The following is a 17,313-nucleotide window of genomic DNA, read 5'->3' on the forward strand; positions in this document are numbered from 1 at the left end:
CGAGCCTATGCGCCGAGTGTTAACCGCCCTGATCTGCCTGCTGCTGCCCGCGCGCGTTAAACCGCCCCTGCTGCGACTGCTGGGCCACCGGGTAGCCAATTCTGCCCGAATCGCGCCGTCGCTCGTCTGGGTCAACCGCTTGGCCTTGGGGCCGAAAAGCCGCATTGGCCCTGGGAATCTGATTTCGGTCCGGCGCGTGCTGCTGCGCGAGCGCGCCTATATTGGGTATGGCAATCTCATTCTGGGGCCGCTGTGTTTGGCTTTCGCGCCGATTGGGGCTATCGGGAACCGCAATGTCGTCCTGCGCACCCGCGCGCCCAGCCTCGCCCTCGGCCCGGTCCTGTGGCTCGGCGAAGGCTCGAAGATCACCGCCGGGCACCATATCGACCTCACGCGGACGATCCGCTTCGGCGCTTGGTCAACGCTCGCGGGCAAGGGCTCGCAAATTTGGACCCATGGCTACGTGCATCTCAGCCAAGGATCAGGCCGGTCGCGCGTCGATGGGCGGGTTTGGATCGGTGACAATGTCTATATCGGCGCGGGGTCGGTGGTTGGGCCGGGCGTGACTATTGTGGATGGGGTGAGTATCGGCTCGCTCTCCAGTGTTGCCGCCGATCTGCTCGAACCCGGCCTCTGGGTGAGCCAAAAGCTGCGCCACATTGCGCTTACGCCCGAAGAGCGCATTGACAGGTTGCCGATCATCTCGCCGCCCGAGGAGCGGGAACAGGTGCGCTGGAAGGGCCCGCATCGCCCGGATAGGGCGTAACTTAAAACGTTCCGGATAGGGCGTAACGAATAGCGTCCCGGATAGGGCGTGACTTAAAACATCCCGGATAGGGCTTAGCCCTTCAAATAAAACCGATTGATGAAGGGATCGAGCCCCTGCGGCAGCGGCGCGACGGGCTTGGGTGGCGCGTAAGGCAAGCCCATCAAACAATAGGTGACTTGGAAAATCAGCCGGGGCCGGTCTAAAGGCGGCAGGCCCCGATGCAGGCCATAGGTGTTTTCGAGAAAACAACTGCCCGCCGGGCCGGTGAAATGCTTCTCATCGCCCAGTTCCGCCGCTTCCTGTTCGGTGTAGCGGCGAATATCGAGGTGCGAGGCGCGGTCGTGGGAGCCCGGCACATAAATGTGCGGACCACAGCGCTCATCCACATCGGTGAGATAGAGGAAAAATTTATAGAAGGCCCAATCGTCCACATCGCGGTGAAACTGCTCGGCGTGTTCCGGGGTGCCATCGCCGGGCAATGACCACCAAGCGGCGAGATAACCAATACTCGGCTTGCACCCCAGCAGCGCTTCCACGCTGGCCAGCAGCAGCGGATGATTGGCAAGCGCCACCGCATGGGGCGCCGCCACCACGGTTTCCGCATCGAAGAACGCTACATGGGTTTCAGGCCGGGCTTCGGTGAGCGGTAAAAACTGCCCGAAGGTGGGCCGGTACGGGTCGCGCGCCATCTGCTCAGAGAAATACGCCCGCATCTCGGCGATTTGCTGCGGCTCCACAAGGCCGGTGAGCATATGATAGCCCTGGCGGTTCATATCATCGACCAAGGTCTGCGTCAGCGCGGCCTCATTGCTGCCGGGCTTAACCTCGGAGCGCGGGCGCCGACCCGCCAGCCAACGCGCTACTTTCGCGCGGCGCTGCGGGTGCAGAACCCGGCGCTGTGCCTCGAAACCCCAGTAGTAGGGCGACGCCATCAACCGGGAGCGGCGCAGGATTTTTTCGACAAGCTGGCTCATAATCGCCTCATGCAGGATCGATAGCGCGCGGGCCGGGTTTGCTGCGCATAGGTTGGCCGGTGACGATGGTGAAGGGGGGAACGTCGCGCGTTACCACCGCCCCAGCCCCAATTACCGCTTGCCGCCCAATCGTAACGCCCCCCAGGATCATCGCCCGCGCCCCAACCCAAACGCCCTCTTCCAGAACAATCGGCTTGGTTGTGTGGCGATAGGGGGGAGGTTGGCTGAAATCAAGCCCAGCGGTTTCAAGAACGGCCCCTTTTGACAGGCGAACGTGATCGCCCAGGGTGATGCCGCCGACCGCGCCAAGCGTGCAGCCAGGGCCGACGATAACGCGCTGCCCCCAGCTAATCCGCGCTGGGCATTTTACCTCGGCGCTCCAGTGGAGCACACAGTCGCGCGGGGCGTTTGGGGCAAGCGCGGCAAAGCGCGCGCGGCTCGCCAACCGGCCCAATCCTGCCATTAGCCCTAGCACAAGGCGGGTAAAAGCACGGCTCGGGGCACTATACAGAAGCGCGAAGAATAACGCGCGACGAGAAAATCCCACCGAAGGGTGCCCCTTTTACACGGTCCGCAGTTTAGCGAAAAAAACCGGCGAACTCGACAGAACCAGCAGCCAAGCCACTGCAGCTACCAACCATAAAACAGTGAGGCCCGGCATCAGCACGCTCAAGACCGATGGGATCAGCGTTGCACTGGCATACAGCGCACCCGCCCACCGATGGCTGACGTGATCCCACAGCACATGGTGCAGATGGTCACGCCCGCCCCGAAACGGGCTCTGCCCGCGGCCAAGCCGTACGGCCAACACCCGGCCCGCATCGAACACCGGCACGATGAACCAAAGCAGCAATTGGTCGATAGAAACCGCCCCAGCATTATGCGCATGCAAGCCAAGCACGCCAATCGTGCAGGCCACCAGATAAGCCCCACTATCGCCCGCAAAGACCAGCCCGCGCAGATTGGCGATCAAGAACGCCCCGCAGCAGAGCATAGCAACACAATAAGAGGCGAGCGGCAAAGCGTCGGCGGTTACTTGGAGCAGCGTTAACCAGAGCATCGCATAGCCTGCAAGAATACCATTACGCCCGTCGATCAGGTTCACCGCGAAAACGAAGGAAACCAGCACCAGAGCGGCAGCGATAAAGGCAAAGGCCGGGACAATGCCAACGCTCATATCCCAAGAAAAGTTAAGAGCCTGTGGAACGAGTGTCGAGTCGAGCCAGAAAGCGGCCATGGTTGCTAATGTCGAGAGCACCAATCGCAGCCGAGCATCAATATCGGACCGGTCGTCCACAAGACCGATAATGTAATGGCACGCCACCAATACTACACCAACCTTAACGGGAAACGACATACCTGCATCGAGGGAATGCAAAAATACGCACGCCAATCCGGCAACAGCAAGCGCCGTTCCGCCCATCTTGGGGGTGGGGCGCGCATGAAACTTGCGCACATTATTGGGGATATCGAGAACACCGAGGCGCAGGCCGAGCGGGCGAGAAAGCCACAAAATCAGCACTGTAAGACTCAAAGCTACCGCCGATTGGATGAGTACCATCGTCATGAGCCGCTCCTGTTTCCTACGTCGGTGTTTTTTGCCCTGCGGTGAAGGTAGGCTGTTAGGTCTAAAATTTCTCTTAATATGGAAACAAATTATCGTGAAAACCCTTGTTATCCGTGCAATGCGGTGTAGCAAAAAAACAGCCCGAGGTCACGTGACAAGCCGGGCTCAGATCGATTCAAAACAAACAAACTTGCCACGGCGCATTAATAAAAAATTATTTTATTAATAGACAGTTAAGGTTTGAGCGGCGATAAAGCTTCCTATGCAGCAGCCCTCTCTTTCAGAAATTGCCGAAGGTCTTCGCCACGAGCCCGAAATGATCGCCCACCTTATACAGGACTGGGTTCTGCACCGGGATGGGCTGGTCCTTGTCGTTAATAAACCTGGCGGATTGCCGGTGCATTCGGTCGCTGGCGGCAAGAGCTTGCACCTCAGCCAATTGCTTTTTGCATGGCAATATGGGCTGAAGCAGCCGCCGCTGTTGGCGCACCGACTGGATCGGGATACCTCCGGGTGCCTCATTCTCGCCCGCCACCGCCAAGCGATGATCCGCATGACGGACCTTTTTGCCAGCCGTCAGGTGGAGAAATGCTATTGGGCGGTGCTGGATGGGGTTCCCGACGCCGAGAGCGGTACGATCACGGCCCCGCTGGTCGATATGAAGCGGCCGGGCGGCGTTACCGTTCGGCTCGCCCGGCCTGACGATGGCGACGACGCGCTGGACGCGGTAACGGATTGGCGCGTTCTTGCGGTGCAAGACCGCCGGGCATGGGTCGAATTCCACCCGCGCACGGGGCGCAGTCATCAGTTGCGCGTTCACGCCGCCTCGGTGCTGGGGTGTCCGATTGTGGGCGACCGCCTCTATGGCCGCCACGAGGCCGCCGGCTTGCATCTCCATGCGCGCAGCGTGCGCTTTGCGCCACGCGCCAATAAGCCGCCGCTGGAGGTCAAGGCCCCCGTGCCCGATGGGTTGGCCGAGGTTCTCGCGCGCTTCCCCTATATGCCGTCGCCCGACTGATCCTCATCCGGGTCGAGGTCTTCGTCGCGCGGCAGTTCGATACAGGGGGTGAAATCCAATGTGATGGCCGTGCCGGTGCCAACGCGCGTTTCGATAGCGATGGTGACGCCATGGGCATCGAGCAATTCTTTGGTAATCGCAAGACCGAGCCCCGTACCGCGCTCCCCCGCCGATCGATAAGCGTCGCGGTCGTCGAAAGTCGCAAAAGGCCGGAACAGATCGCCCAAACGCTCAGCCGGAATCCCCGGCCCCATATCGCGAATAGTCAGAAGATAGCGATGTTCGTCGCTAATCCGCGCTTTCAATTCCACAATCTGCCCCGCTTGGGACGCCTTGATGGCATTCGAGAGGAAATTGCAGATCGATTGAGCAAGGCGCGTGCGGTCGCCGATCACAAGCGGCCAATCCTCACCACCGCGATACAGCACGGAAACCCCCTGCCGCCGCGCTAAACCAGAACTGATCCGGACCGTTTCGTCCAAGAGTTCCAGCATTGGGATGGGATGCCGATGCAGAATGATTTCGGCATTCTCAATGCGGGCAATATCTAAAATATCGTTGATAATGGCCAACAAATGCGCGGCGCTTTGGTGAATATCGCCCGCATAGCTGGAAACGCGCCGGGGGTCGGTCACATATTGGTCTCGGATAACCTCCGAAAACCCCATGATGGCATTCAGGGGGGTGCGCAGTTCGTGGCTCATGGTGGCCAGAAAGGTGCTTTTCGCCCGATCCGCCCGAACCGCCCGGGCGCGTTCGGCCTCTAGGCTCAACTCGCGCGCTTTCAGCGGGCTGATATCCCGATGGCAGAGCACACGCCATGCCCCCTTCTGCGCCAGAATGGTTTGCATATAGCGCCCGTCGCCCGAGGCATAGTCAGCACTCCAAACGCCGGGCGGCGTGATCGAAATCGCCTCAGCTTGCCAGGGTGCAAGCGCGATAAATGCCTGAAAGGCCATCCCTTGACTGGGTGCCCGGTCCAACAAAGCCGCCATTGCCGAATTCCAAAGGACCAGCCGCCCCTTTTCATCGAACAAAGCCACCGCATCGGTTACAGAGGCAACCGCCAACCATTCTTCCCGCAAGCGCGCTAAATGGCGCGAAAGCCGCGTTTGCGACCCCTGGGCAACAATCGCCTGCCGATAGGTGCCATTAACCCGCTGGATCGAGAGAATGAGCGCAATCCAATAAACACCCACCAAAAAGGACAGCGCCCAGTAGCTTCCCCCCTGCCAAGCAAATAAGAATATCCACGGAACAAGCCCACCCGTCGCAAAAGCAATCCCTACGCGCGGCAAGGCGGCCAGCGTAGTGGCCGCCCCCGAAACCAAGGTCGCAACCACAAGCGCAACAACAAATTGATCTTGGGGCAGCACATCAATCGTGAGCAGGCAAACACTGCCCCACAGAATTCCCGAAAAACCAGCACCCCAAACCGCCCGCCGGGCTATTCGATCAAACCGCGCCCGCGTGAGATGGGAACGGTTATCCTTGCGCCGCGACCAGCGCAGCAGATGCCAAATGCTGCCCGTTAGGTGAAGAAAAAGCCAAATGAGGAGCGCACCCCATTTCCAACCACTCAGCGCCCCGACAAAAAACAATTGGCCCGCAATCACTGAAGCCGCCACCGCTGTGACTAGGCTATTGATTGGCGTTTGGCGAATGAGCAACCGCAAAACTTCGGCGTGATAGCGATTGCTCCCCGGATTAGCCCTAGTCATGGCACGCCTTCGTCACCTTTCCTCACTCGTCGGGGAGAAACTGCGCCCGGTACGGCACGCATAGGATCTGCGCATCCGGCAGGTTAAACTTTAGCATAATTTGAAATATATCGATCTAGATAGTGACGGCAGTCTTCACAGATGGTTTTGCCGAGAAACAAATTCACCTCAGGCTTCTTCCCCCCGCAGTGATCCGCATCCTGCCGTCAATCGTACGACTTTTAGTTTCATCGTCGCGAAAGCTCTCTCCAATGGAAGATCTCATCCGGCTGCGCCGAAAGTCGGCGCTGTTTATGGTCGTTTTCATCGCGGCTCATATTCCCGCCGTCGCCTTGCTCACCTGGTTGCGCGGTGGAAGCCTGATCGTGCCGGTTCTCGTAAGCCTAGGACTAAGTGCCCTTCCACTCTTCGCGTGGCTGGCCAATAAGATCGCTCTTTCGACGCGCCTCACCATCGCTGCCGCCCTTATCGGTCAAGTCTCGCTGCTGGTCTATGGATTGGCGGGCCACCCGTGGCAGGCCGATATGCATATGTATTATTTCGCCGCGATTGCCATGCTGGCCGCCTTTTGCGATGGGCGCGTGGTGCTGACCGGGGCGACGGTGACGGCGGTGCATCATCTGGTCCTGAATTTTGTCTTCCCGGCAGCGGTTTTCTCCGGCGGATCAGATTTTGCGCGCGTAGTCCTGCATGCTGTGCTGGTTGTCATGGAAACGGGAGCGTTGATTTGGCTATGCCTGATGCTGGGGAAAGCCTTGGTTCTATCCTCAAGCACGCTCAAAACACTGGAAGAGAAAACCGAAGCTGAAGCCGCGCAGGCGGAGCGTTTGCGCCAATCTGAAGACGCGCAGGAAACGAAATTGCGCACCCAGCGCCTGCACCTCGCCGAACAATTCGAAACGCGCGTCGGCCAGGTCATGCGCCGTCTCGCCGAGTCTGTTACCGTTATGCAGAAATCGGCCCACCTATTGGCCACCTCTGTCAACCAAGTGGCCGACGCATCCCAGGATGTGACCCACAGTTCCCATATCGCCAACGATGGGGCCATTGCCGCGGCTTCTGCAACGCAGGAGTTGCATCACTCTATTCACGAAATCGGCAGTAAAATCGACGCGACGGCAAACGCCGCCCAACGTGCCGTTCTTTCCGCCGAACAGACCGGCGAGCGCGTGCAGCATCTCGCTGATGCCGCCGACCGCATCGGGCAGGTCATTCGTCTCATTCAAGATATTGCCGAGCAGACCAATCTGCTGGCGCTGAACGCCACCATCGAGGCGGCGCGCGCCGGGGATGCAGGGAAAGGCTTTGCCGTGGTGGCCGCCGAAGTCAAACAACTCGCCACGCAAACCGCGCGCGCGACGGAAGATATTCAGACGCAGGTAACGGCGATTCAGAGCGAAACCGAGCAGGCGGTGGACGCAATCTTCAAAATCGGTGCGGCCATTACCGATATCAACGGGCTGGCCGGATCGGTCGCCGCCGCCGTGCACCAGCAAGATACTGTCACCGCCGATCTTGCCGGGCGGGTGGCGACGGTTGCACAGGAAATGGCGACGGCCGTTGGTGCGATTGGGGCAATTTCCGGCGACACCCGCGCCGCGCGGCAGGTAGCCGATACCTTCCTGGGCGTCGCTCGGACGCTGACTGAGCAGACTGATCAGTTGCGCGGCGATGTGGATAGCTTCCTAACCGATGTCCGCAGCGATGCCAAAGCCGCCTAACGCGCCGCGCTCGGGCGGGGGGCGGCGCTGGTTGGGCCGCCTCAGTGTGCTCGTTAGCGGAATACTACCCCTGCTGGCGCTCGCCGCCGCGCTCCACCCGGAGCCCGGAACCCAAACGCCGGTGGCGGCGGTTTTTCCGCTGACCTATTCCGTCGAAGACACTTTGCAGGCCCTCAGCCTTACCGGCGCACGGCTTGTCGCGCCGGGCGGCATCGGGGCCGTGTTTATCGTGCAGAGCAACGATCCGGACTTGAGCGACCGTCTTTATAAGGCCGGGGCGTGGTTTCTATTGAACAGTACCGCCGCCGCTTGGTGCCAAGCCGCGCCCGGTTAAGCCGCGTGGCTGCTGGCCGATTGGGCCGTGAGAATGAGATAGAGGGCTTCGGCGGTTTCGGCCCCGCGCAGCTTATCGCAGATGCCTTTATCGCGCAGCAGACGCGAGACGCGCGCAAGGGCTTTCAAATGATCGGCACCGGCCGCTTCCGGCGCGAGCAGCAGAAAAATCAAATCGACCGGCTGTTCGTCAATCGCCTCGAAATCGACCGGCTTGTCGAGTTTGGCAAAGAGGCCGCGCAATTTCGGTAAATGCCCAAGCTTGCCGTGGGGAATGGCAATCCCGGCCCCGACACCCGTAGTGCCTAAGCGTTCGCGCTCCAGCAAGACTTCGAAAATGTCGCGTTCGCCCGCGCCATCGGGCCCCATCAGGTCTGCCGCACGCTTTGCCAGTTCCTGCAACGCCTGCTTCTTGGTTGCTGCCCGCAGATTGACGATTACCGCGTCTGGGGAGATGAGGTCTGCAATATCCATCGGTTCCTGCTCTGACAATTTCCGGCGCCCCTGCCGTCCCCCTCAAGAAAGGCAGGAAGGGCGCGATGGATCGCGCCCTTCCCCTTTTCTCTCAAGCGCTACCGCATAAGATCGCCGGAGGGGCAATCATTGCGCGGCGGACAGTACGCCCTTTGCATCGACGCGCCCGCTGGGGTTAACAGTCTGGCTGTTGCCCTGGGGATCGATCCAGCCGATATGACCGTCGGCACGGCGATAAATCACGTTCAACCCGCCATGGGTTGCGTGGCGGAACATGAGCACGGGCAGGTCGCCAAGGTCAAGCCGCATCACCGCATCGGGCACGGCCAGGGTTTCGATGGCTACTTGCAATTCCGCAACAATCATCGGCTGATTGCTGAGCGGCGTGCTCTCTTCCTCGGCCTCCGGGGCAAGAACGTAAGCGGCGGCAGATTCAGCATCCTGCGGCGGAACACCCCGGTGGTGATCTTCCTTCAGGCGGCGCTTATAGCGGCGAATGCGCTTTTCGGCGTGCTCAATTGCCTCATCGGCCGCCCGATGGGCGTCGGTCGCGCTGGCTTTCGCTTGAACCGTAAGATTTCGGGCAACGTGGACGGTGATATCCACCCGGATCAAATGCGCATCGGGGGATAACACCACCGTGGCATCAAGCGGACGGGCGAAATACTTATTCACCGCTTCGGTTAGGTTCGTGGTGATATGGGTGCGCAGCGCATCGCCCACATCCATTTGTTTGCCTTTAACAGTAACCTGCATGGCAACCTACCCATTTTTCTGTGAAAGACTAGGCTATGCGGCGGGTTCGGGCAAAAGAGAACAATGGTCCCCTAATTTTTCACTCAGTTGACACCGATCTTTATCGGTTCAGACTCGAGTTAACCCCCTAAACCGTCGCAGATATGCAACAGTGTTGCCGGTTCTAACTCTTGTCGGCGCTTCTCCCTATTTGTGTTGAAGATAGCGTTACAGAGTTTTTTAGATTCCGAAAGCCTTTTCGCGTCGTCGCTGCACAGAAGAGGAAATTCGCATGGCCTCCCGATATTTTGCCACCGTCCGGCGGGCAATATCGACGCCATCCGCCCTTAAAATATCCACAATCTTATCGTCCGACAGCACTTCGGTCGGCTTTTCGGCGTCGATCAGCGCCTTGATGCGGTAGCGCACCGCTTCCGCCGAATGGGCCGCCGAGCCGTCCGCCGATTGAATGGCCGAGGTGAAGAAATATTTCAGCTCCAGCATGCCGCGCGGGGTTGCGATATATTTTGCCGTCGTTACCCGGCTCACGGTGCTTTCGTGCAGCCCTACCCCTTCGGCGATATCGCGCAGAATGAGCGGCCGCAAATGGGTGATGCCATAGCGAAAGAAGCCATCCTGCTGGCGCACGATCTCGCTCGCCACTTTTAGAATTGTGGTCGCGCGCTGATGCAGGGCTTTCACCAGCCAATTGGCGGTTTGGAACTGCTCGGAAATGTAATCTTTGTCCGTCTTGCTCAACGGCTGGCGGCGCACGCGGCTATGGTAGCGGTTATTCACCAACACGCGCGGCAGGGTTTCCGGGTTGAGTTCCAGAATCCACGTCTCATCGGGGAGCGCGTGCATCAGAATATCGGGCGTTACCGGGTCCACGTCGCTCCGCTCGAAAGCAAGGCCCGGTTTGGGATTGAGCGCGCGGATCTCGCCGATCATCTCGCTCATATCGGCGGCATCGACGCCGCAAATCCGCTGCAAGGTGGCGACATCGCGGTGCGCCAGCAACGGCAGATGATCCAGCAGCGCTTGCATCGCCGGATCGAGCCGATTGCGCTCGGCCAGTTGCAGCGCCAAACATTCGCCTAAGGTGCGCGCGCCGACCCCCGTGGGATCGAAGCGCTGCACTTGCTTCAGAACCGCCTCGATCCGCGCTTCGTCACAGCCAAATTGGTCGGCGAACCCGAGCAGCGGTTCGGACAAATAGCCCGCGTCGTCAATCGCCTCGACCAAAGCGGCGGCGATCATCCGGTCGGTGCTGTGGGTGAAGGTGAGCCCGACCTGTTCCATCAGGTGCTGGCGCAGGGTGGGCCGCTCGGTGAGCGTTTCCTCTAGCCCGCGCATATCCTCATCGAAATCGCCCCGGCTGCTGCCGCCCGACCCGCCGCTGCCGCCATTCATGCTGAGGCCAGCTTCGACCATCCCCAAATCGGTGCCATCGGTTTCGGTCACGCGGCCAGGGCTGCTGTCGGAATCGGCCCAGGAGGTATCGAGCGGCGATTCAGCATCCGGCAGCGGCAGTTCCGAGCGCAAAGCCTCCACCGCATCGCGCGGCACCTCCACCACGGGCACCGGCTCTGACGCAACCTCCTCGCGCTCCAGCAGCGGATTGCGCTCCAACTCGGCATCAACGAAAGCCGATAGCTCCATGTTCGACAGTTGCAGCAGCTTAATCGCCTGCTGCAACTGCGGCGTCATCACCAGAGATTGCGATTGCCGTAAGTCGAGACGGGGAGCCAGAACCATGAAGTAGCAGCGCCCTTTAGAGACTGAAACGGTCGCCGAGATAGACCCGGCGCACATCCTGATGGCTGACAATTTCGCGCGGCGTGCCGTGCATCAGCACGACGCCATCGTGCAGAATATAGGCGCGGTCGACGATATCGAGCGTTTCGCGGACGTTATGATCGGTGATCAAAACGCCAATGCCGCGATCTTTGAGATGCTTCACCAAATCGCGGATATCGCTTACCGCAATCGGATCGATCCCGGCCAAGGGCTCATCGAGCAACACGAAATCGGGCTGGGACGCCAGCGCGCGGGCGATTTCGGTGCGGCGACGCTCCCCGCCGGACAGAGCCAAGGCGGGTGTGCGGCGCAAATGATCGATGGAAAATTCCGCCAGCAGCGCATCCAGCATCGCTTCGCGCTTATCGCGGTCCGACTCCACAACCTCCAGCACGGCGCGGATATTCTGCTCCACGCTCATACCACGAAAAATCGAGGCTTCCTGGGGCAGATAGCCGATCCCCAGCCGCGCGCGGCGGTACATTGGCAGATTAGTAATATCGTGACCATCCAGCGTAATGCGGCCCGAATCGGCGCGGATGAGGCCCGTAATCATATAAAAGCAGGTCGTCTTCCCCGCGCCATTTGGCCCCAGCAGCCCCACCGCCTCGCCGCGCGACAATGACAGCGAAACATCGCGCACCACGGGGCGTTTCTTATAGCGTTTACCAAGACTATGGACCGTCAGCCCCGCCCCGCCGAGGGGAACCAGGCGCGGCGTTGCCGGCGTCTCGTCATTCTCCGGCGTGTTTGTTCCGCGCCCCGTTAAGCGCTGCCACCAGGAACCCGCCGATTGGCCCGTTTCAGTTTCTTGGCCCATTAGGGTCCCTTTCCAGCCGAATCGGCCCGATTGGCGGGGGCTTCCGTCGCATTGGGAACCAAAAGCCCCCGCACCGGCGCACCTTCGCGCCCGGCGGCGGTGCCGCGCAGAATGCGGCTGACCCCGGTTTTCAAATTCACTTCGGCATAATCGCCATTCAGTTGGTTTTTACCCTGCGTCACCTTCACCGTGCCGAGGAGGGTCGCGATTTGGCGATCCATATCATACACACCCTTTTCGGACGAGGCGGCTTCCTTGGGCGTGGCGATAGCAAGATTGCCAAACCCGTCGAGCTTGGAAATACGGTTGGCTTTGCCGCTGGCATCGGTCGCGAGATGGGCGGTCAGCACATCCGCGCTCACGCGCCGGTCGGCTTCCACCGCAACCGCATTGCCGCGCGCTACGGCCACTTTGCGCCCGTCCCAATATTCGAGACTGTCGCGCGCCGTAATCGTTTGGGTTTGCGTGGTCAGTTTCAGGCCCGTGCCGGTCAGCACCATCACTTGCCGCTCCAGATCATACACGCCCTTATCGCCCACAACGCGCTCGGTGGCGGTCACGATAATCACGTCTTTGTCGGCTTCGACTTTGGTGATCTGGGTTTGCCCGTCGGGGAGTTCCTTATAGTAGGCGCGCAAAGTTTGCGCCGTCAGCGTCACCCCGCCGCGCTGCACCCGCGCCCCGCCCGAGGCGATATAGAGTTTTTCATCGCGCCGCCACTCAATGCCCTTTTCAGCATCAATGGAAACGGGGCCGCCGCTGCTTGGGCCACTCAAGGGAAGCTGGGCGAGCGCAGGCCCCGCAAGCAGGAGCGCAAAGGCGACACTGCGCAGAATCGGAAACAGCGTCACGACGCGCCCCCGCCATCCCGCAACACCACCCGCGAGCGGCCGAGTAGAAAAATCTTTTGACCCTTATCGATAATCTCAAACCCGTCTTCGGCACTCAAATCACCACTTGGCCCCTGGCCGGTGATGGGGAGAATCCCGGCGACGCGCTTACGGGTTAGATCGACCTGCGATTGCTCAGTATGCATTTCATAACCACTGTCATGAAACAGCGTAACGGCCCCGCTCAGCGTCAGCAACCCATGCTCCTTATCGTAGCGGCCCTCATGGGCGGAAAGCTGCACCCAATCGCCTTTCGCGCCGGTCAAATCGGCTTTCGGCTGCGTCAGCAAAATCTGCGAATCCTGCGTCACCGCGCCAGGAATAGCGAGTTGGGTCGCCTCGGTCGCCGTTACCGTATAGGGGCGTTGTTGATCGTCGGTGCCAACGAAGCGCGGGTTGAGCATCCGCACCGTCGCCTCTTCCTCGCGCGTCACGGGCAGTTTCGAGAGCCGAAAGCGCTTTTCGTCGGGGAATAGGCTGGGCCAGGCCAGCAGCACCGCCAACAGCGTCAAGGCCGTCGCAGGCAGCATCAGCCGCGCCGCCGCCACCCAGCGGGAGCGCGATTGAACCTGCCGAACCGAAACGGCGGCGGCCATCAATGGACCCCCGCGCGCAAGCAATCGTGAATATGAATGAGCCCGACCGGCTTTTGGTTTTCGAGAACGAAGAGGCTGGTGATGGCCTTGCCGTTCAAAATCGCCACCGCTTCCGCCGCCAGCGCCTGCGGGCGAATGGTGACGGGGTTGCGCGTCATCAGATCAGCAACCGGGCGGTCGATATTGTCGATATGACGACGCAAATCGCCATCGGTGACGATCCCCAGCAAACGCCCCTCGGCATCAATCACGCCGGTGCAACCGAAGCGCTTGGAGGTCATTTCCAGAATCGCGGCGCGTAAACTGGTGTCAGGCCCCACCAAGGGCACGGCCTCGCCGCTATGCATCAAATCGGCCACGCGCTGCACTTTGCGCCCCAGCGCGCCGCCGGGATGGAAGGTTTTAAAGTCATGGGCCGAAAAATTCCGCCGCTCCAGCAGGGCCACGGCCAGCGCGTCGCCCAAAGCCAGCGCCAGCGTGGTGGAGGTCGTCGGCGCGAGACCATTTGGGCAGGCTTCCGCCGTGTTGGGGAGCGGCAACACCACATCGGCGGATTCGCCCAAGGTGCTGGCGTCCTGCCGGGTGATCGCCACCAGCGGAATCTGAAACCGGCGCGTATAGGCGAGAATATCTAAAAGCTCGTGGGTTTCGCCGGAATTAGACAGGGCGAGCACCACATCGTCGCGGGTGATCATGCCAAGGTCGCCATGGCTGGCTTCGCCCGGATGGACGAAAAACGCCGGTGCGCCCGTGGACGCCAAGGTCGCGGCAATCTTGCGCCCGATATGGCCGCTCTTGCCCATGCCCGTCACGATAATCCGGCCCGTGGCCCGCTCCAGGCAATCCACCGCCGCGACCAGCCGGTCGCCCAGAGTGCCCTCGAGCCCGGCGATCAAACTCCGCAGCCCCTCGGCCGCAAGCGCAAATACGCGCCGCGCGACCATTTGATCGGAAACCGAAAGGGGCGCATCAGAGGGCGCTGCAAGATCGACCGTTGAAAGTTTCGTCACGTTTTTTTCCGGCATAAAGCCTGTCAGTTGGAGCGCAAAGCCCCGGTTTTAAAGGCGTGGCCGTGCTTTTGCATGACACGGGGCCGACCGCTCGCCTGCACTATGCGCCGCCCCTGCCGGAAAGGTCAATTGCCCACAAAATCGCCAAAGGTCGCAGCCGGGATAAAAGGGGTAAATTTTTCTGTTTTACAATAAGAAATTTCTGTTAAACAGAAACTTTAACTCAGGAGGATGCGATGACTGCGATTGACGATAGCCTTGCGATTATGGCGCGGGTCGGGCGGCGCGCGCGGTGGGTGATTTTGGGATGCGTCGCCCTGCTGTTCGCCCTCGTGGCGCTGATCAGCTTCGAGCTGCCGATGTTTCTCCTCAATCACCCCCACATCGCCCCGCTAGTGCCCGGCACCCCCGCCGTACACGCCGCCCTGGCCGAGATGCCCGCATGGCGGCGCGGGGCATTGTTCGCGATTCTGCTGGTGAGCGCCGCCCCGTTCCTATGGGCTTTGGCGGAAGGAGCCGTATTGGCGCGCCTGATGGCGACGGGTGAGGGTTTCTCGCCCGCCCTGCCGCCGCGCCTTCATCGGATCGGTTGGGCGCTGGTGCTGACCCTCGTTAGCCGTCCGCTGGCCGGCATGGCGTTGACGGCGCTGATTACGGATTATCTGGCCGGGGTCGGCACGCCCAGCGTTCAACGCGCCACCACGCTCGCCTTTAGTTCCGACGACCTTGGCTTTGCGCTGATCGGCGTTGCTGTTATCGCGCTGGCCGCGATTGCCCGCCGCATCGTCGCCGTGGCCGAAGACGCGCGCGGCATCGTCTAACCCGTGGCGATTCGCGTTCATCTCGACCGGCTGATGGTGGAAAAAAAGCTGAAGTCGAAGGATCTCGCCGAAGCGCTCGGGATCACCGAGGCCAATTTTTCCCTGCTGAAAAATGGCCACGTGAAGGGCATCCGCTTCGGCACGCTCGATAAGCTGTGCACGCTGCTGAACTGCCAGCCGGGGGATTTGCTCTCGCAAATCCCCGACGATACTGACTAGCCCTGCCGCAGCAACGGCGCGGCTTTCTGCCCCAGCGCGATCCAGGTTCCGGCAAAGCCCAACACCAAGGTAATGCCGAGGCTCAGCAGCGTCACCCCCGCCACGGGGAGCAGCAGAAACACCCAGTCGGCGCGCATCAGAAACGTCACCACGCCCCAGCTCGCCAGCGTGCCGATGGCAATGGCGATAAAGGCGGTGGCAAGGCCCAGAACACCATATTCCAGCGCATAGGCCGCCAGCAAATCGCGCCGGGTTGCCCCCAACACTTTCAGCACGATGGCATCATAGACGCGGCGATGGTGCCCGGCGATTACCGCGCCCGCCAGCACGAGCGTTCCCACCACCAGCGTCAGCCCAGTCACCGCGCGCGCCGCGGCCCCAATCGCCGCAAGAATGCCGGTGACGGTTTCCAAGGTTTCGCGCACGCGCACGGCGGAGACGCTCGGGAAAGCATCGCCCACCTGGCGCAACATTGCCTCTTCCCCGGCGGGCGGGACGTGAATCGTCGCAAGATGTGTATGGGGGGCGGAATCGAGCAAGCCGGGGGAGAAAATCAGCACGAAATTGAGATTGAAACTCTCCCACTGAATCCGCCGCAGATTGGCGATTTTGGCCTCCAGATTGCGCCCGAGCACATTCACCGTCAGCGTATCGCCGATCTTAACGCCGAACCCTTCGGCGAGCCGCACATCGAGCGACACCAGCAGCGGCCCGCGATAATCGCTCGCCCACCACTCCCCCGCGACGATCTGGCTGCCTTCGGGCGGCGTTCCGGCATAGGTCAGCCCCCGGTCGCTATCGACGGCCCAAGAGACTTCTGGGTCGATCACGGCTTTTTCAACCGGCGTGCCGTTGAGGCCGGTAATCCGCCCGCGCAAGGAGGGCACCCGCTGCAATTCGGACGCGCCGGGAATGCTGAGCGCCAGCGCATCAAACTGGGCGGTTTGGGTGGAGGGAATATCGATGAAGAAAAACGCCGGGGCCTGATCGGGCAGGCGTTCCACCACCTGCCGATTGAGGTTCCCCTCGATCAAGGCGACCGTGACCAACACCGCAAGCCCAAGGCCGAGCGAGAGCACGACGCTGCCGGTCGGCGCGCCGGGCCGGTCGATATTGGCGAGCGCCAGGCGCAGTTTCGGGTTGCGTCCCCCCGCCCAGCGCGCCGAGGCCAGCCGCCGTGCGACAAACTTCAGCCCGTCCGCCGCGAGCCGGAACACACCGAAGCTCACCACCGCCCCGCCGACGAACCACGCGGCTAAAATCTGCTGCTGCGCGGTGAGAATCGCCAGCGCCGCGAGCAGAACCGCCGACAGCAGCATCGTGCCGATAATCGCTTTCCCCGGCGCTTGCCCGCGCGACGATCCGGCGTCGCGGAACAGGCTTGCCGCCGAAACCCGCTGCGCCCGGCCCAAAGGCCAAAGGCTGAACGTCAGCGCCGTCAGCAGGCCGAACACCGCCGCCAAAGCCAAGGGGGCCGGATACAGCCCCACCGCCAACGGCACCGGCAGAAACGCACCAATCGCCCCCGCCGCCAGCCAGGGCGCACCCGCGCCGATCATCAGCCCGACGAGCGTGCCGCCGCCCGCCATCACCGCAATCAGCATCAGATACAGCCGGAAAATGAAGCCGGACGAGGCCCCCACGGCCTTCAGCGTCGCAATCGTCACGCTCTTGCCGTCCAGATACGCGCGGACGGCATTGCCCACCCCAACACCGCCAACCAGCAACGCGGTGAGACCGACGAGGGTGAGGAACAGCGCCAACCGCTCGACGAAACGCTCCACCTGGGGCGAGGCTTGGGAAGGATCGCGCACGCGCCAGCCCTCGCCGGGGAATTTTTCCGTA

18 protein-coding genes are annotated in these 17,313 nt (G+C 61.3%); 6 read left to right on the forward strand and 12 right to left on the reverse strand.

All coding sequences use genetic code 11. From position 1 onward, the window contains the following. Positions 1 to 7 precede the first annotated feature (7 nt). The gene (locus tag ACIQ36_RS03345; RefSeq protein WP_395825835.1) at positions 8 to 766 is read left to right on the forward strand and encodes an acyltransferase; all 759 of its coding nucleotides are present in this window, start codon (positions 8 to 10) and stop codon (positions 764 to 766) included. A gap of 74 nt (positions 767 to 840) precedes the next feature. Here ACIQ36_RS03345 and ACIQ36_RS03350 read toward each other — a convergent pair whose 3' ends face one another. From ACIQ36_RS03350 to ACIQ36_RS03360, 3 genes are all read right to left on the reverse strand, one after another. Continuing rightward, positions 841 to 1,743 (reverse strand): phytanoyl-CoA dioxygenase family protein, encoded by a 903-nt coding sequence (locus ACIQ36_RS03350; RefSeq protein WP_395825838.1) that lies wholly within the window; start codon positions 1,741 to 1,743, stop codon positions 841 to 843. A 7-nt stretch (positions 1,744 to 1,750) separates the two neighbouring features. Beyond that, on the reverse strand, positions 1,751 to 2,206 hold the full coding sequence (locus ACIQ36_RS03355; protein WP_395825841.1) for an acyltransferase: 456 nt from the start codon (positions 2,204 to 2,206) through the stop codon (positions 1,751 to 1,753). 99 nt (positions 2,207 to 2,305) lie between these two features. Further along, positions 2,306 to 3,310: a glycosyltransferase family 4 protein gene (locus ACIQ36_RS03360; RefSeq protein WP_395825844.1), complete on the reverse strand. Its 1,005-nt coding sequence runs from the start codon at positions 3,308 to 3,310 to the stop codon at positions 2,306 to 2,308. A 262-nt stretch (positions 3,311 to 3,572) separates the two neighbouring features. Here ACIQ36_RS03360 and ACIQ36_RS03365 point away from each other — a divergent pair, with 262 nt between their 5' ends. Next, a complete protein-coding gene (locus tag ACIQ36_RS03365) occupies positions 3,573 to 4,328 on the forward strand; it encodes an RluA family pseudouridine synthase (RefSeq protein ID WP_395825847.1) in 756 nt (251 codons plus the stop codon). Here ACIQ36_RS03365 and ACIQ36_RS03370 read toward each other — a convergent pair. Further along, the gene (locus ACIQ36_RS03370) at positions 4,307 to 6,049 is read right to left on the reverse strand and encodes a sensor histidine kinase (protein WP_395825850.1); all 1,743 of its coding nucleotides are present in this window, start codon (positions 6,047 to 6,049) and stop codon (positions 4,307 to 4,309) included. The genes ACIQ36_RS03365 and ACIQ36_RS03370 overlap by 22 nt on opposite strands. 251 nt (positions 6,050 to 6,300) lie before the next feature. On the opposite strand from ACIQ36_RS03370, the gene ACIQ36_RS03375 reads away from it, so the two are divergent. Further along, positions 6,301 to 7,770 (forward strand): methyl-accepting chemotaxis protein, encoded by a 1,470-nt coding sequence (locus ACIQ36_RS03375; protein ID WP_395825853.1) that lies wholly within the window; start codon positions 6,301 to 6,303, stop codon positions 7,768 to 7,770. Next, the gene (locus ACIQ36_RS03380) at positions 7,754 to 8,104 is read left to right on the forward strand and encodes a hypothetical protein (RefSeq protein WP_395825856.1); all 351 of its coding nucleotides are present in this window, start codon (positions 7,754 to 7,756) and stop codon (positions 8,102 to 8,104) included. Before ACIQ36_RS03375 ends, ACIQ36_RS03380 begins: the two co-directional genes overlap by 17 nt. Here ACIQ36_RS03380 and ptsN read toward each other — a convergent pair. The 7 genes from ptsN to ACIQ36_RS03415 all read right to left on the reverse strand — a co-directional run bounded on the left by ptsN (position 8,101) and on the right by ACIQ36_RS03415 (position 14,428). Beyond that, positions 8,101 to 8,577: a PTS IIA-like nitrogen regulatory protein PtsN gene (gene ptsN / locus ACIQ36_RS03385; RefSeq protein ID WP_395825859.1), complete on the reverse strand. Its 477-nt coding sequence runs from the start codon at positions 8,575 to 8,577 to the stop codon at positions 8,101 to 8,103. The two genes, ACIQ36_RS03380 and ptsN, sit on opposite strands and share 4 nt — an antisense overlap. Before the next feature lie 126 nt (positions 8,578 to 8,703). After that, positions 8,704 to 9,333, reverse strand: coding sequence for a ribosome hibernation-promoting factor, HPF/YfiA family (gene hpf, locus ACIQ36_RS03390; RefSeq protein WP_395825862.1), 630 nt, complete (start codon positions 9,331 to 9,333; stop codon positions 8,704 to 8,706). A gap of 219 nt (positions 9,334 to 9,552) precedes the next feature. After that, positions 9,553 to 11,070: an RNA polymerase factor sigma-54 gene (gene rpoN / locus ACIQ36_RS03395; protein WP_395825865.1), complete on the reverse strand. Its 1,518-nt coding sequence runs from the start codon at positions 11,068 to 11,070 to the stop codon at positions 9,553 to 9,555. 16 nt (positions 11,071 to 11,086) lie between these two features. Continuing rightward, positions 11,087 to 11,932: an LPS export ABC transporter ATP-binding protein gene (gene lptB / locus ACIQ36_RS03400; RefSeq protein ID WP_395825867.1), complete on the reverse strand. Its 846-nt coding sequence runs from the start codon at positions 11,930 to 11,932 to the stop codon at positions 11,087 to 11,089. Beyond that, positions 11,932 to 12,783: an LptA/OstA family protein gene (locus tag ACIQ36_RS03405; RefSeq protein ID WP_395825869.1), complete on the reverse strand. Its 852-nt coding sequence runs from the start codon at positions 12,781 to 12,783 to the stop codon at positions 11,932 to 11,934. The genes lptB and ACIQ36_RS03405 overlap by 1 nt, the downstream gene beginning before the upstream one ends. Next, positions 12,780 to 13,418 carry an LPS export ABC transporter periplasmic protein LptC gene (gene lptC / locus ACIQ36_RS03410; RefSeq protein ID WP_395825872.1) on the reverse strand — a complete coding sequence of 213 codons (639 nt, stop codon included), beginning with the start codon at positions 13,416 to 13,418 and terminating at the stop codon, positions 12,780 to 12,782. Before lptC ends, ACIQ36_RS03405 begins: the two co-directional genes overlap by 4 nt. Beyond that, positions 13,418 to 14,428 carry an SIS domain-containing protein gene (locus ACIQ36_RS03415; protein WP_395825875.1) on the reverse strand — a complete coding sequence of 337 codons (1,011 nt, stop codon included), beginning with the start codon at positions 14,426 to 14,428 and terminating at the stop codon, positions 13,418 to 13,420. The genes lptC and ACIQ36_RS03415 overlap by 1 nt, the downstream gene beginning before the upstream one ends. A gap of 236 nt (positions 14,429 to 14,664) precedes the next feature. On the opposite strand from ACIQ36_RS03415, the gene ACIQ36_RS03420 reads away from it, so the two are divergent. Further along, positions 14,665 to 15,249 (forward strand): hypothetical protein, encoded by a 585-nt coding sequence (locus tag ACIQ36_RS03420; RefSeq protein WP_395825878.1) that lies wholly within the window; start codon positions 14,665 to 14,667, stop codon positions 15,247 to 15,249. 3 nt (positions 15,250 to 15,252) lie between these two features. Continuing rightward, positions 15,253 to 15,468 carry a helix-turn-helix domain-containing protein gene (locus ACIQ36_RS03425; protein WP_395825881.1) on the forward strand — a complete coding sequence of 72 codons (216 nt, stop codon included), beginning with the start codon at positions 15,253 to 15,255 and terminating at the stop codon, positions 15,466 to 15,468. Here ACIQ36_RS03425 and ACIQ36_RS03430 read toward each other — a convergent pair. After that, a partial coding sequence (locus ACIQ36_RS03430) for an ABC transporter permease (protein WP_395825884.1) occupies positions 15,465 to 17,313 on the reverse strand: 1,849 nt, incomplete at its 5' end. The genes ACIQ36_RS03425 and ACIQ36_RS03430 overlap by 4 nt on opposite strands.

The sequence above is a fragment of the Elstera sp. genome (genome assembly GCF_044372965.1).
Taxonomy (GTDB): domain Bacteria; phylum Pseudomonadota; class Alphaproteobacteria; order Elsterales; family Elsteraceae; genus Elstera.